The sequence below is a fragment of the Aeromonas sp. 9A genome (assembly GCF_963900955.1).
GTDB lineage: Bacteria > Pseudomonadota > Gammaproteobacteria > Enterobacterales > Aeromonadaceae > Aeromonas > Aeromonas salmonicida.
The window spans coordinates 399,043-413,915 of the sequence record NZ_CAWRFG010000001.1; the positions used below are offsets into that span (position 1 = coordinate 399,043).

Annotated in this window: 12 protein-coding genes; 3 read left to right on the top strand and 9 right to left on the bottom strand. The window is 61.0% G+C overall.

Going from position 1 to position 14,873, the window contains the following annotated elements:
• Nucleotides 1–103: 103 nt before the first annotated feature.
• The 5 genes from AACX78_RS01955 to AACX78_RS01975 form a co-directional block, all read right to left on the bottom strand.
• Nucleotides 104–1,141 carry an acyltransferase gene (locus AACX78_RS01955; protein ID WP_159165234.1) on the bottom strand — a complete coding sequence of 346 codons (1,038 nt, stop codon included), beginning with the start codon at nt 1,139–1,141 and terminating at the stop codon, nt 104–106.
• 177 nt (nt 1,142–1,318) lie between these two features.
• Complete coding sequence (locus tag AACX78_RS01960; RefSeq protein WP_159165235.1) at nt 1,319–1,939, bottom strand: PepSY-associated TM helix domain-containing protein; 621 nt, start codon at nt 1,937–1,939, stop codon at nt 1,319–1,321.
• A gap of 66 nt (nt 1,940–2,005) precedes the next feature.
• Entirely contained in the window at nt 2,006–4,048 is a 2,043-nt protein-coding gene (locus AACX78_RS01965) for a TonB-dependent receptor (RefSeq protein WP_159165236.1), read from the bottom strand.
• Between the two features lie 232 nt (nt 4,049–4,280).
• Nucleotides 4,281–5,168 carry an ABC transporter substrate-binding protein gene (locus tag AACX78_RS01970; RefSeq protein ID WP_111589213.1) on the bottom strand — a complete coding sequence of 296 codons (888 nt, stop codon included), beginning with the start codon at nt 5,166–5,168 and terminating at the stop codon, nt 4,281–4,283.
• A gap of 122 nt (nt 5,169–5,290) precedes the next feature.
• The gene (locus tag AACX78_RS01975) at nt 5,291–6,352 is read right to left on the bottom strand and encodes a porin (protein WP_021138938.1); all 1,062 of its coding nucleotides are present in this window, start codon (nt 6,350–6,352) and stop codon (nt 5,291–5,293) included.
• Nucleotides 6,353–6,569: 217 nt separating this feature from the next.
• Between AACX78_RS01975 and glpX the strand changes: the two genes are divergently transcribed.
• Together glpX and AACX78_RS01985 are read left to right on the top strand one after the other, a co-directional pair.
• The gene (gene glpX / locus AACX78_RS01980) at nt 6,570–7,580 is read left to right on the top strand and encodes a class II fructose-bisphosphatase (RefSeq protein ID WP_005316208.1); all 1,011 of its coding nucleotides are present in this window, start codon (nt 6,570–6,572) and stop codon (nt 7,578–7,580) included.
• Nucleotides 7,581–7,732: 152 nt separating this feature from the next.
• On the top strand, nt 7,733–7,984 hold the full coding sequence (locus AACX78_RS01985; RefSeq protein ID WP_005316205.1) for a YkgJ family cysteine cluster protein: 252 nt from the start codon (nt 7,733–7,735) through the stop codon (nt 7,982–7,984).
• Between the two features lie 94 nt (nt 7,985–8,078).
• Here AACX78_RS01985 and AACX78_RS01990 read toward each other — a convergent pair whose 3' ends face one another.
• The 4 genes from AACX78_RS01990 to hemC are packed head-to-tail and all read right to left on the bottom strand — an operon-like array spanning nt 8,079 to nt 11,959.
• Entirely contained in the window at nt 8,079–9,242 is a 1,164-nt protein-coding gene (locus AACX78_RS01990) for a heme biosynthesis HemY N-terminal domain-containing protein (protein WP_159165237.1), read from the bottom strand.
• Between the two features lie 10 nt (nt 9,243–9,252).
• A complete protein-coding gene (locus AACX78_RS01995) occupies nt 9,253–10,302 on the bottom strand; it encodes a uroporphyrinogen-III C-methyltransferase (protein ID WP_159165238.1) in 1,050 nt (349 codons plus the stop codon).
• Complete coding sequence (locus AACX78_RS02000) at nt 10,299–11,033, bottom strand: uroporphyrinogen-III synthase (RefSeq protein WP_159165239.1); 735 nt, start codon at nt 11,031–11,033, stop codon at nt 10,299–10,301. The genes AACX78_RS01995 and AACX78_RS02000 overlap by 4 nt, the downstream gene beginning before the upstream one ends.
• The gene (gene hemC / locus AACX78_RS02005) at nt 11,030–11,959 is read right to left on the bottom strand and encodes a hydroxymethylbilane synthase (protein ID WP_159167425.1); all 930 of its coding nucleotides are present in this window, start codon (nt 11,957–11,959) and stop codon (nt 11,030–11,032) included. The genes AACX78_RS02000 and hemC overlap by 4 nt, the downstream gene beginning before the upstream one ends.
• Nucleotides 11,960–12,282: 323 nt before the next feature.
• Between hemC and AACX78_RS02010 the strand changes: the two genes are divergently transcribed.
• Nucleotides 12,283–14,814: a class I adenylate cyclase gene (locus tag AACX78_RS02010; RefSeq protein ID WP_058394812.1), complete on the top strand. Its 2,532-nt coding sequence runs from the start codon at nt 12,283–12,285 to the stop codon at nt 14,812–14,814.
• Nucleotides 14,815–14,873 lie beyond the last annotated feature (59 nt).

Genomic DNA, 14,873 nt, shown 5'->3' on the forward strand with positions numbered 1-14,873 from the left:
ATCTGTCGGCGATGAATAAAAATTGAACCACCCGTTCAGTCGCGAGTAGGGAGGGATCGGCATAGCTCCCGCCTCCTCTCCTCTCAGTCTCATATGTCCCTCATCAACGGGCGCGCAGCAAGCTGCGGCTGGCCGGGGTTGCCGCCAGCAGCCGGTAGGCGAGCAGGGAGAGGGTGATCAAGGCCGGTACTTTCAGCAGTTCCCACCAGAGCAACTTCCCCTGCGGGCCAAAGATCATCAGCCAGACCACCAGCATCATGTGCAGGCAGTAGAGACCCAGCACTCTTGGAGCCTGGCGTTCCAGCCAGCTGCCTTGGCCCCAGCCCGGGTTGGCCAGCAGCAGGCCGAACAGGCCCAGGCCCCAGAGCAGCGAGCCGAGCAGAAAGTCGTGGCGACTGAGGGGCACGTCGGCGAAGTGCAGCAAGCCCCAGGCTTCCAGTGCATAGATCCCCATCCCCACGCTCAACATCAGGGCGCTGCGCCGGGTGTCCGGCCGCCAGTGACGGGCCCGCAGCTCGGCGCCCAGCGCCACGAAAATCGAGGAGAAGAAGGGACCGTTGCGGGTCAAGAGTGCCCACTCGCCCCCCAGCAGAGGCTGGCCATAGGAGCCGCCGAGCAAGGCCAGCAGGTAGAGCAGGACACCGAGCACCAGCGCCAGCCGTGGCAGCCCAATCCTGTGACACAGTGCCTGCAGCAAGACGGCCAGCATCAGGGCGGGCAGGAACCAGAGATGGATCATGCCACCCACCCACCAGGCGTTGAGGGGATCCCCCAGCTGCATCTGCCACTGGCTCGCCATGGCCGGCAGGTAGCCTTGCTCAATCGCCGCCAGCGGGTTGAAGGGGATCAGCAGATAGAGCAGGCTCCACACCAGCCAGAGTCCCAGCAGAGGGCGGCAGTAACGCAGTGCTGCCGTCATGGGGTTGCCTGCGGCGAGGGCTGGTTGCAGAAAGTAGCCGGCGCAGAGAAAGAAGAGCGGGACCGCGAAGCGGCACAGCTGGTTGATGATGCCCCCCAGCCAGAAATAGAGGGTGCCGTCCCACAGGGCGGGATCGAACGGATTGCTGAGGGGGGAGAGGTGAATGGTCATCACGGCCATGATGGCCACTACTCGCCCGCACTCTATGCTGGAGATGCGCATTATGCCTGTGGCCGTCTGGAGTCAAGGCCGCACCCTAACAGTCGCGAGCGGCCCCCATCCAGTCACGGCGCCGACAAGTGTGACCCCCATCGGCAGCCGGTTACCCTTTGTTACTTCGGCGGCGAGCAGGGTTACCGCCCGTGAGAGCCTGATCCCGCTTTGGTGTCGGTAAATGGGCTAGAGCAGAGCGACCATCACTGTGGCGATGGCGCCTGTCAGCAGCAGGGCTATGCCCCTGCCGGCCGGGCCGTGCAGTTTGTTCCACATCAGCAAACTGGTGAGCGCCAGCAGCAACATGGCCAGCGCCGCCAGATCGCCGAACAGCTGCCAGGAGAGGCCGGTACCCATGCCGCGATGCAGCCGGTTCAGGCTGGCGGCGAAGTTGGCCTGCTGCAATTCGGTGCGAACCAGCAGGGTCCCCTCCACATAGCTGGCCGTCACGCTCTGGCTGAGGGTGACGCCGCGCATCTCCCAGCGGGCCGGCAGTGTGAGAGGGCCAGCCGGGGTGGGCAGGGTCTGGGCCGGGGTGATCATGGCGCGTCCCTCCTCAAAGCCCTCCGGATAGCGCTGTTGCAGCAGGGTTTTCAGCTCGTCCGGGCTGGCCAGCGGCGCGTTCAGCGCTATCTCCTCGCTCGACTTGTCGGTGTGGGGGCCGGGAATGGGCAGCACGGCCCTGTGTTGCAGCCACAAGCCGGTGAGGCCGTAGAGCAGCATCAGGGTGAGGGTGGCAAAGCCGGCCCAGGCATGGATGCGGCGCACCCATTTGTTGTTGTGAAGAGGGAGTTTTTTGCGTTTCATATTTTGCGCTTCATAAAAATCTGGCCAGCAATCGCTGGCCAGGGGTCATCTGTGATGAAAGGAAGATCAGAAACGGTAGGCTGCGCTCAGATTCAGCTGGCGGGGCGTGCCCGGCAGGATCTGGGAGGCACTGGTGGCGCTGACGAAGTAGTCGTGGTCGGTCAGGTTCTCGGCGCTCAGCTGGGCTTCCCATTGCTGCCAGCGGTAGCCGGCGCGGGCATCGAAGCGGGCATAGCCGGGCAAGGTGGTGGTGTTGGCGTTGTCGGCGAAGCGATCGCCTACCGCAGTCACGCCGGTTTCGCCGAACCAACCCTGCTGGCCGCTCTCATAGCCGGCAAACAGCTGGCCGTTCTGGCGGGAGACGTTCATCGGTCGCTTGCCCTGCAGATCCGCATCCGCCTTCACCTGCTCGGCATCCTGGATGGCGATGCCGCCGCGCAGGTAAAGCTCGTCGGTCAGCTGGGCGCGGGCACTCAGCTCTATGCCATCTGTGCGCTGCAGACCGGTGAGGGTCACCTTGGTGGGATCCAGCGGGTCCTTGCTGCGCTTGTTGTACATCTCCAACCGGTAGAGAGAGAGGGTGGTCGCCAGGCGGCCATCCAGCCAGTCGCTCTTCACGCCACCCTCATACAGCCGGGTGTTCTGGGGATCCAGACTGTTGTTCTTGTCCCCCGGTGTGATGCCGATAAGCTCCCCGCCAACCGGCGTGAAGGTCTTGCTGTAGGAGGTGTAGAAGGCGTGATCCTCGAGGGGATTCCACACCAGCCCCAGCCGTGGGCTCAGGCTGGTGACCGAGAGGGTCTCTTCCTTGTTGAGGTCGTTGCGGCGGCTGGTGACGGTGAAGTCGTCGCGGCGCAAGCCGCCTACCAGATGCCAGTCACCCAGGCTGAGTTGATCCTGCAGATAGAGGCCGTAGCCGCGCACCTTGTGGTTGGCGTCGCTGGATAACTTCATGGCGCCATCATAGGTGGGCAGTGAGCCGGGATCGTAAAGATTGCCGGCCGGGATGGGGCTGGTGTTCTGGTAGAGCTTGGGGGTGCGCTCCTGCCAGTTCTGCTCGAACCCGATCAGCAGACGATGCTCGACGGGGCCTGTCTGCAGCTGGCCTTCGGCCTCTGTGTTGCTGATCAGGCTGTTGGCCTTGAGATCCTGCTGCCAGCGGGCACGTGTGACCTGATCCCCTTTGACGCTGGTGACATAGGTGTTGTCGAACTGGCTGTCGAGGGTGCTGTAGCCCAGCTGCTGGCGCAGTTGCCACTGATCATTGAGATCCCAGGAGAGGCGGGAGCGGGTGGATTGCGCCACGTCGTCGATAAAGTCGCGGCGAGTATCGCTGTAGACATATTCCTTCGGCACGTCGGCCGGACGGCCATTGACGCCGGGAATGCCGCGATCCGGGGTGCGGTCGTGGGCATTGCGCTCGTACTGTACCAGCCAGTTCAGCTTGTCGCTGATCTCCCAGTTGGCGGAGGGGGCCAGCAGGGTGCGCTTGCTGGTCACGTCGTTGCGAAAACTGTCCTTGTCTTCCTGTGCCAGGTTGAGGCGCAGCTGCACCCGTTCACCCGCCTCGGCATTGAGGTCGGCGGCCACGCGCCTGGTATCGAAACTGCCCACCAGGGCGGTGACGCTGGACTCCTGGCCCTTCTGCGGTTTCTTGCTGACCCGGTTGATGATGCCACCCGTGCTGCCACGGCCGTACAGCACCGCCGCCGGGCCCTTGAGCACCTCGACCCTCTCTATGTTGCCGAGATCCCGGGTGTACTGCATGTCATCGCGAAAGCCGTCCAGATAGAAGTCATTGCTGGCACTGAAACCACGGATATTGACGCTATCGAAGCGGGTGTCACCGCTGGCGTTGACCCCGGGAATACCGGTCAGGGCCTCGCTCAGGGTGGGTTGGCCGAAGGCGGTCAGTTCGCTGGCCTTGACGCTGTCGATGGCCTGGGGCACCAGTTTGGCCGGGGTGTTGGTGCGGGTCGCGGTGGCGACCTCTTCATGCTGGCTGCGTTTGCCGACGACCGTCATGGTCTCGTCTTCGGCGCGAGCGCCGGCACTCAGGGCCAGCAGAGCCACGCCCAGCAGGGCGCGTGGGTGATTCGGTGTGTACATGTTGCGTGTTGACTCTTGAGGAAGCGACCTGATGGTCTGAACTTATTGATTTATTTATAATTATTGGTTTCTCTCATCCGAGAGGATGCTAATGATATTGATTTTCATTAGCTCTGCAACATAAAGATGTGATGCAAATATGCAGGGGGATCGGATGGAGCGCACATGATGTCAGGCCCGTGTGGCTGGACGAGTGACTGGGGGTTGAGGGTATGGGCAGAAAAATCCGGTGCTATGGCGCCAGTTGCTTGCCCAGCACCAGTCGCGGAGCCGGATCCGTCTGCAGTGGTATCTCTTGCAGCGGCGTGCCCTGCAAGTGGCGGTGGATGATGCTGGCCGTCATTCGTCCCAGGGTGTCATAGCTGCTGATGGTGCTGACGGTACAGTCGTGTTGGACAAACTGCTCGGCGCTGCAGATGGTGGGGATGCCCGCCTCGTTGAGGGCGGCCAGCAGCTCGGGGGCGATGGAGAGCAGATAGCTGTCGGCGGCAAGGAAGACGATGCTCTGTTTCGCATCTTGCTGCAGGCGTTTGAGCTCGTTTGTGAGCCGCCGTTTGTCCGGTGCTATGCGCCAGGTCGTGAGGTCCCACTGGTAGCGCTTGGCTTCACGCAGCAGCAGTTCAGCGGTCAGCAAGGTATTCTGCTCGCGGGGGTTGAAGGGCAGCAGCAGTCCCTTGCTGTTGGGCAGATGTTTGCGGGCGTTGGCGAGCTGGAGTGCCATGGGCACCAGGTTGCTGGAGCCGGCCACCATGGGGTTGTCGCTTCGCTCTTCTGACAGGATCCCGGCCCCGACAGGGTCAGAGACTATATTGAAAATCAGCGGCTTGCGCTCACCGATGAGACTCTTGACCATGGTGGTGGCCGTGGTCCCGAAGCTGTAGATATAGTCGTATTGGGCGAGGGAGGGCAGCAGTTGCTGGCGCAGCAGCGTCGCCAGAGCGGAGCGATCCTGATTGGCGTTGAAGGTGATGAAGGTGGGGTTGTATCCCAGCCGGATCAGTTCGGCACGAAAGCCCCGCTCGGCATCGGTTTCACCGCGCCACAGCACCATGGCGATGGTCAGCGCCTGAACGGGAAGGGTGAACAACAGGCAGCAGCAGACAAGCAGGCGTAACAGCATGGTGATCTCCTCTTCATGGTTCTGTTGAGCCTAGATCATGGCTGGATGCCGGGTTGACAGGGGGCCACAAAAAAACGCGCCGGCATAAGCCAGCGCGTTGTTTTTCTTGCTGAAAACCCGACTTAGAAGTCGTAACGGGCCGCCAGCTGGAAGTCATCCTTGTTGGCGGTTGCTTTACCGGCAACGCTGTCCAGGTTGTTGATGCGGTACTCGCCGATGACGCGCAGGTTCTTGTTGAACTTGTACTGGGCGCCCAGGGTGTAGTAATCCAGATTGTCTTTCTTGGTACCCGCCTTGTCCTGTTCCTGCTTGTTCCACAGTGCCATCAGGCCGAAACCGTTCTCGAAGTTGTAACCGAGCGCGGCTTCCCAACCGGTGTGGTCAGTGCCGGTGGCCAGGAAGTCGGTGCCGTCGGCATAGCTCAGGGCGGCATAGACGGCCTTGTTGTCGTATTTGGCGGAGATGAGCCACAGCTTGGCATCTTCTTCACCGTTCTTGTCACGGATCCCCACGTTGTAGGCGGTACCCAGTGCCAGATTGAACGGGAAGGTGTAGGCCACAGCGGCACCGTAGGCGGCATCGCTGTCCTTGCTGGTGGTCTCTTCGGTATCACCGCCATCGAACTTGTAGCTGGTGTCTATCTGGAAGCCGTTGAACAGGCCGGAGTACTTCAGCACTGAACCGGCACGGTTGGTGGCGAAGGTGTCGGTCTTGGCGCCGAGGGCTTCGTTGCCATAGCCATCGGAGAGGGAGACGTCAGTCCAGTCGGCCAGGAAGCCGGGGGCTCCCTTCTGGCGACCGAAGGTGATGTTGCCCCAGTCAGCGCCCACACCGGCGAACGCCAGGCGGGTACGCAGGTTGTCCGAGTTGTCGCTGATGGTTTTTTCGCTGTCATTGATGTACATCTGCACTTCGTACTGGGCCAGCGCCTTCAGTTGGCTGTTGATCTGGCTATCCACCTTGGCACCGAAGCGGACAAACTGGTTTGCACCCTGCTTGGCACTGTAGTCATGAGTGCCATTCGGGTTTGCAGTGTCGACCCCTTCCTTCTTGTCACCGAAGAAATGGCCAGCGTAGATACGTCCATACAAATCCACCATCGTGGTGTCGTTTTTGTACACTTCAACGGCCTGAGCCTGGAAGGCCGCGGTGAGAGCCAGTGCCACTACAGTCAGCTTTTTCATCTTGATCCCTTGTTGCAAGCTTTTGTTTTAAAAGACGGGGCCATGCTAGGCAGGGGGAATGACGGCGGGGTGACAATCCCGTTAAGTGTCGATGGCGGTTTGATGTCAGTTTGGTGACGGCCCGGGATTTGTGTGACCATCCGCCACTTTTGCGCGCAAAGGTTTGCCCTTGTGATAGAATGCCGCCCGTTTTCGAGCTCCAAAGGTTGGATATGCGATGAGACGTGAACTGGCAATCGAGTTTTCCCGAGTGACGGAAGCGGCTGCACTGGCTGGCTACAAGTGGCTCGGACGTGGTGACAAGAATATCGCCGATGGGGCGGCCGTAGCGGCCATGCGCCATATCCTCAATCAGATCCAGATCGATGGTGAGATTGTGATCGGTGAAGGTGAAATCGACGAAGCCCCCATGCTCTACATAGGCGAGAAGGTGGGGACCGGGCTGGGTGATGCCGTGGATATCGCGGTCGATCCTATCGAAGGTACCCGCATGACCGCCATGGGCCAGGCCAACGCCTTGGCCGTGCTGGCGGTCGGCGATAAGGGTTCCTTCCTCAAGGCGCCCGACATGTACATGGAAAAACTGATCGTGGGTCCCAAGGCCAAGGGGGCCATCGACCTGGATCAGGCCCTCGAGCTGAACCTCAAGGCCGTGGCCAAGGCGCTGGGCAAGCCGCTCTCCCGCCTGACCGTGATCACCCTGGCCAAGCCGCGTCACGACAAGGCGATCAAGGAGATGCAGGGGCTGGGCGTGCGGGTGTTTGCCATCCCTGATGGCGACGTGGCTGCGTCCATCCTGACCTGTCTGCCGGACAGCGAAGTCGACATGCTGTATGGCATCGGCGGCGCGCCGGAAGGGGTGATCTCGGCGGCGGTGATCCGTGCGCTGGATGGTGACATGCAGGCTCGCCTGATGCCCCGTCATCAGGTCAAGGGCGACAGCCCGGAAGTGCGTGCGCTGGGCGAGCAGGAAATTGCTCGCTGCGTGGAGCTCGGCATCGATGTGACCAAGGTGCTCAAGCTGGAAGATCTGGCCAAGAATGACAACGTCATCTTCTCGGCGACCGGCATCACCAAGGGTGATCTGCTGGACGGCATCACCAGCGATGGCGTCATGGCGACCACAGAGACCCTGTTGATCCGTGGCAAGTCGCGGACGATTCGTCGCATCAAGTCGATCCACTTCCTGGAGCGCAAAGACAGCGTGGTGCGCGACATCATTCTGTGATGCGCTGACGCTGCTGTTGAAAAAGCCCGACGGCTGTTGCCGTCGGGCTTTTTGTTGTCTGGGAGGTCGCTATTTCAGGGTGCGCCGGGATAAGGCTAAGGGGAATCACGGCTTTTTGCTAGACTGGTTCGCCACGCACAGGAAAGCGTTACATGGAATGTCGTCAAGGTTGTGGTGCCTGCTGCATTGCCCCCAGTATCAGCAGTGCCATCCCGGGTATGCCCGCCGGCAAGCCGGCCGGTGTACCCTGCGTACAGCTCGACATGCAGCTGGGTTGCAAGATCTTCGACCAGCCTGATCGGCCGGCGGTCTGCGGTGGTTTTCGACCCATGCAGGATGTGTGCGGCTTTCATCGGGAAGAGGCCATCTGGCTCATCGGTGAGCTGGAGCGACAGACGGCATAAACCGGCCGCGGCGTAAAATCAGAGCAGATCAGAAAAAAGAGAGGCCGCAATCGCGGCCTCTCTTTTTGGGTGGTATCCGTCAGCGGCACCCGGGTCAGACGTCGGCCAGCGCCAAGGCCTGACGATAATACTCGTTGGCCTTGTTGGTGAGCCGGCGCTTGTCCATTACCTGGCCAAGGGCGTGGTAGATGGCGGCGCTAGGTGTCTTGGCCACTTCCTGCTCCAGCAGGCGCTGGGCTTGGTCCAGCTGACCCGCCAGCAGATAGACCTGGGCCAGGGCCGCCTCGACGCCCGGTTGATCCTGTATCTTCTGCAACAGGGTCAGCACCGGCTGGTAGCTCTCGAGCTTGAGTTTGGGCAGGCGAGCCAGCAACTGGGGGGATACCTGCTTGCGCAGCGCGTCCAGCCAGAGTTCGGCGGCTTCGCTGTCGGCGCCGAGCTCACGCAGGCGATCGCCGTAGGCGGCCAGCAGATCCGGATCCTGGCGCAGCTTGCGGGGCAGATCCTGCCAGACAGGGCGCAGGGTTTCGAGGGCGTCACTGGCAGCCTTGAGCCGACCGGTCCAGGCCCGATGCAGCAAATCTTCTTCCTGTTTGGGGGTCAGCTTGCCCACCTTGTGCAGCACGGGGATCAGGTCGATGAGGGCCGCCCAGTCCTCGCGCGCCAGATGTACCTGACGCAGCTGATCCAGCACCATGGGGTGGCGCGGGTTGAGGGCGTAGACGGATTCCAGCATGGCCAGCGCAGTGTCGTACTGGCCCTGCTCAATTTGCAGCTGGGTCTGGGTCAGGGTCAGTGCCAGCTCGGCCTTGGGGTTCTCCTCCTGCGCCTTTTGCAGGTATTGATCCCGGCGCACGTCGTCGCCACGGGCCTGGGCGGCCTTGGCGGCACTCAGGTAGTTGAGCAGCGGGGTATCGCTGTTGCTGGCGCCCTTGAGCATCAGCTTCTCGGCCTGGCTGTAGTGACCTTCGGCCATGGCCAGTGTCGCTGCCACCGTCTGCTGGTTGGCCTTGCGGCGCCGGCGTGAACCGTACCAGCCCAGCGTCTTGCGGCGCAGACCGAATACCCTGGCCAGCAGCCATTCGATGACAAGCAGGGCGCCGTAGAACAGCACAGCCAGGATAACGGCACTGGTGACAGAGGACTCCACCGTGTAGTTACCCAGGGCGATCAGCACATACCCCTTGTTGCCGGATGCTTCAGGGCCAAACATCAGCCCGGCTATCATCACGGCCACCAGAACAATCAGACGAATCATGGTGCCCTCCTCAGTTGCTGGCCAGAATGCGTTGCAGGCGCTCGGTCAGCACCTCTTCCAGCATGGCTTGGGTCTTGAAGCGATCCGGATAGGTGAACTGGATCTGCTCGCTCTTGAGCTTGTCCAGCTCGGACTGCATGTAGTGAGTGGCGCTGTTGTCGGTATCGAAATACTGGGTCAGCCAGCGTTGTGCCTTCTCCAGGCTGTCGTCATACAGTGCCTGCTGCTCGCGGTAGACGGCGAGCTGGGCTTGCAGCAGCTTGGTCTTGAGGTTTTCGCGCAGGAAGATCTCCTGCTGCGGGGAGAGCAGGGCTTCCACGGCGCCATCGCGGCGACGTATGGTGATGAAGTTCTCGGTGAACTTGACCCAGTTCTTCTTCAGGTTGCTTTCCCACTCGTCCGGATTGGTGCTGACGGCTTGATCCGGCTCAGTCTTGGCTTCCGGCATGCTGACGGTGGAGAGGGGCAGCAGCTCTATCTGGTCAGAGAGGGCGGCCAGTTTCAGAGTCAATCCTTCACGGTCGATGCGCGGCATCCCCTTGAGCTGGGCTATGTCTTCCGCCAGCGCCTTGCGAATGGGCATCAGGCTGGGATCGTTGAGCGCCTTGATCCGCTCGTCGGCATTGCCAAGCAAGGTAATGGCGGAGATGAGGTCATGTTCCAGCCACAACTTGCGGCCCGCCATGCGTACCAGGTATTCGGATTCGGCCAGCATCCAGTCGTTGGGACGCTTGTCGTTGAGATCCAGCACCCGATTCTGCAGACCCTTGAGCTCTTCTTGCAGTTGCTGCTGGGTTTTGCCCAGCGCACTCAGTTGCTCGCTATCCTTGCTGTTGCTCTGATCCAGCTTGTTCATGGCCTCGGCCAGTTGCTGCTTGAGCTGATCCAGTTCCCCCTGCTGGGCTAAGGCGCTCTGGTGGCCATGCAGGTAGAGACCGCCAGTCAGGCCGAGGGCCAGCAGTATGGCAACGCCACCCAGCAGAACGCCGGAGCGGCTCTTGCCGCCATTGACCACGGCGGTCGGCTGGGGCTTGACCTGGGATTCTTGTTGTTCAGTCATTCCATCTTCCTCAGTTCCAGAGCGGCCGTCAGGGCCTGGTTGGATGCACCCTGGGCAATCGTGATATGGGTAAAGCCCGCCATCTTGGCCATGTCGGCCACGCGGGGGCTGGGTACCACCAAGAGGCGGTCATAAAGCCAGGGCTGCTGCTGGTCTGGCACCAGCTCCAGCAGCCGTTGCAACAGTTCACCACTGGTAATGAGCAGGCTGTCGAGCCCGGCTGCCTGCCAATGGCGAGTCAATGCGTCCCCGTCGAGTTCGGGGTAGTGGCGCTCATAGGCCGCACAATAGTGCACCAGAGCACCGCGTGAGGCCAGCGTCCGGGCGATAAGATCCCGGCCCCCGTTGCCTCTGAGTATCAATACCCGCTTGCCGCTCACCTGTTGCAGGGCGGGCAGGGCCAGCAGCCCTTCGCTACGGGGATCGTCAGGGCAGCTCGCCTCTATACCGACGTCGGCGAAGGCATCCGCGCTGGCCTGGCCGACCGCAAAGTAGTCAATACTTGGCCAGGTCTGACCAGTTTGCAACAGAAAATGATGAGTGAAATGAACTGCATGCACGCTGACTGCAATGACGATGTCAGCCTGGGGCAGCAGTTCGGGCAGGCGGGGGAGTTCGCTGCCCGCTGCCGTTTCAAGCAGTGGACAGCAGAGCGGTGCGTGGCCGTGCTGGCGCAGCAGTTGCACCAGCTCGGTGGCCTGAGCGGCCGGGCGCACCACCAGGGGTATCATGCCCGGTAGACCTCGGCCAGGATAACGTCGGCACCGGCCGCCAGCAGACGCTGGGCCAGGGTGTGGCCGAGGGCCTCACCGTCTGCCAGCGGACCGCGGATCTCGTCGTGGATCACCTGACAGCCATCCGGGCTGCCCACCAGACCGCGCAACCAGACCTCATCCCCCTGCACCAGGGCGTAGGCGCCGATAGGCACCTGGCAGCCCCCTTGCAGGGCGCGGTTCATGGCTCGCTCGGTCAGCACCCGTATCCGGGTCTCGGCGTGCTCCAGCGGTGCCAGCAGGGTGTGCAGCTCGTGATCGTCGAGGCGGCATTCGATGCCGACCGCCCCCTGGCCGTTGGCAGGCAGGCTCTGCTCCGGCTCGATGAAGGCGGTGATGCGATGTGCCATCTCCAGACGCTTCAGGCCGGCGGCGGCGAGAATGATGGCGTCATATTCACCGGCATCCAGCTTGGCGAGACGGGTATTGACGTTGCCACGCAGGTCGCGGATCACCAGATCCGGGCGGGAGGCCCGCAGCTGACACTGACGGCGCAGGCTGGAGGTGCCGACCACGGCGCCCTGCGGCAGTGCTTCTATCTGGCTGAAATGGTTGGAAACGAAGGCATCGCGCGGATCTTCGCGCTCACAGATGGTGTGCAAGCCCAGCCCTTCCGGGAACTCCACCGGCACATCCTTCATGGAGTGGACGGCGATGTCGGCGCGGCCCTCCAGCATGGCGGTTTCCAGCTCCTTGACGAACAGCCCCTTGCCACCCACTTTGGCGAGAGGGGTATCCAGGATCTTGTCACCCTGAGTGCTCATGGGCACCAGCTCGACCTGCAACTCGGGGTACAGGGCTTCCAGCCGGTCTTTGACGAAGTTGGCCTGCCACAGGGCCAATGGGCTCTTGCGAGTGGCAATTTTCAGGGTTCGGGCTGCCATATCAATCAGTTGTTTCATCTTTAGAAGGAAAACGATCTTACCACCCTTTGCAGGGGCTTTCATGGCGCAGCCAGCAAAAGCGGGGCCAAGCTCAAAAAGGGCTGCTGAAAATGATTTTCATTAAGGTGAATTAATTTATTAACTACATGAAATTATTAATTTTTATTGCTTTCCATTGATACTGTTTAGTGGCTTGTCAGAAATAATCCGGTGATTCAGTGCGGGCTTGTTTACCACCGCTGTTTGCATTGTTAACATGATCACACTTTTTTGACGTCTCCCCGTTTTGGTGCGTCATTTCTTACCTTGGTATAGGCAGGGCATTGCTGGTAAAACTCGATACGCTGGTGGCGCGCTACGACGAACTCAATCGTCTCAAGACGCAACGGGCGTTAGGTCTCATGAGTCGCTATGGGCAGCAGGTCTTCCAACTGCTGCCTGTCATGCTGCACTTCAATCATCCCCTGTTGCCCGGTTATGTGGCAGGTGATGTGCCCCACGGCATCTGGAGTTTTACCGCCAACGAGGCCCAGCAGGCCTTCATCCAGGATCTGTGCCAGAACGCCAACTGCCAGAACGGCCTCACTACCCATGACAAGTCGATCCAGGGGCTCTACTCCATGGGCAGCACTTCGTCCATTGGTCAGTGCTGCCACTCGGATCTCGACATCTGGGTCTGCCACGTGGCCGGTTTGTCGCAGGCGCGGCTCGAGTTGCTGGATCTCAAGTGCCAGCAACTTTCCAAGTGGGCCGAGCAGCGGGGGGTGGATCTCAACTTCTTCCTGATCCCCGAAGACAAGTTCCGCCAGTGCAACGACGCCCAGATGCAGGGAGAGAGCTGTGGCAGCGCCCAGCACCTGCTGCTGCTCGACGAGTTCTACCGCAGTGCCATGCTGATCGCCGGCAAGCGCCTGCTCTGGTATCTGGTGCCTGCCGAGTATGACGATCACTACGACGAGTATGTGGACAGCCTGTTTGCGGATGGCAAGCTGAGCCAGGATGACTGGCTCGATCTGGGTGGGTTCAACCGGATTCCTGCCGAGGAGTACTTCGGTTCCGCCTTGTGGCAGCTCTATAAGGGCATCGACTCCCCTTACAAAGCCGTGCTCAAGTCGGTGCTGATGGAGGCTTACTCTCACGAGTATCCCAACACCCGTCTGCTGTCAGTCACCAGTCGCGACTGGTTCCAGCACAACGATGGCATGCACTACCGGCTCGACAACTACTGTCTGATGCTGGACAAGGTGACCAACTACCTCAAGTCCATTGGTGACATGCAGCGCCTCGATCTGGTGCGCCGCTGCTTCTATCTGAAAGTGTGTGACGGCCTCAGCCATCCGAAGGAGGAGCACTCCCCGGCCTGGCGCCGCGAGCAGATGACCCAGCTGGTCTCCTACTGGGGCTGGAGCCCGGAGCGGCTCCACCATCTGGATCACCGCCAGGAGTGGAAGGTCGAAGACGTCAAGGTAGCCCACGCCGAGTTGCTGGAAGCCCTGATGCAGAGCTATCGCAACCTGATCCAGTTTGCCCGGCGCAACAACATCAGCGAGTCCATCAACCCGGAAGACATAGGCATACTGTCACGCAAGCTCTATGCCGCGTTCGAGAGCCTGCCGGGCAAGGTGCAGCGCATCAATCTGACCATAGCGCCGGATCTGAGCGAGCCGGATCTCAGCCTGGTGCAGGTGCCCCATGGTCGCCTCAACCGCGCCGGCTGGTATCTCTACAAGCATTCACTGGATCCGGTAGACATCATTGGCCGGGCGCCGCTCGAATATAACGGCTACATCAGCAAGCTGGTCTCCTGGGCCTACTTCAACGGTCTGCTGACGCCCCAGTCCCGGGTGCACCTGTTCAATCAGGGCTCGGATCTGCACATCGACAATCTACACCAGTTCTGCCGCGACCTGTCCGGTACCTTTCCGGTCAAGTATCCCCGCGCCACCAACCTGGCCCTCAGCCGTCCGTGCGAGATCCGTCAGCTCTCCATTTTCCTCAACCTGGAGACGGATCCGACCAGCCACTGGATGGGTCAGGTGATCGAGTTCGACGCCAATGCTGCCGATGTGTTCTCGTTCGGTCGCAATCAGGAGTGTCTGGTGGGCTCGGTGGATCTGGTCTATCGCAACTCCTGGAGCGAGATCCGCACCCTGCACTTCCAGGGCGACGAAGCCGTGGTGGATGCTCTCACCACCATTCTCGGCAAGATGCATCAGGATGCGGCCGCTCCCGAGATGATCGAAGTGTTCTGTTACAGCCAGCACTTCCGCTCTCTTATCCGGACCCGCTTCCAGCAACTGGTGGCCGAGTGCATCGAGTTGCGTCTCGCCCGTGACAAGCTGCAACTGGTCAAGACGCTGGCGCTGGGGCGCGAGAAGTACGGCATCTTCTTCGAACGGCGCGGCGTGTCGGTCAAGAAGCTGGAAAACGCCATCGACTTCTACCGCCATATTTCCCACAACAAGCTGGATCACCTGCCGCTGCGGCTCGACAAGACCCACAGCCAGCATCTGCCCGACATAGTCGATGCCTACGCCAGTGAAGGGCTGGTGCAGTTCTTCTTTGATACCCGGGATGCGGGCACCAACATCTATATTCTGGATGAGGCGAACCGGGTGGAGATCTACCAGCATTTTGCCGGCAACAAGGATGAGCTGGTGCAGGGGGTGAACCGTTTCTATGCCTCCAGTCACGAGCGTTTCAGCGATGCGGGCCAGTTCAGCAACTTCAACTTGCCCCAGTACTACGAGATAGTGCAGATCAACGGCGAGCTGGAGGTGATCCCCTACCGCAGTCAGGGGCAGATGCGTGACAACGCCAGTCCGGCCCGCGAGCTGGGGTCTGCCACTGGCTAGCTCATGTGGCCCGGCGAAGGGTCGCAAGAGAGGCAAACGAACAGCCTCGAACAAATCGA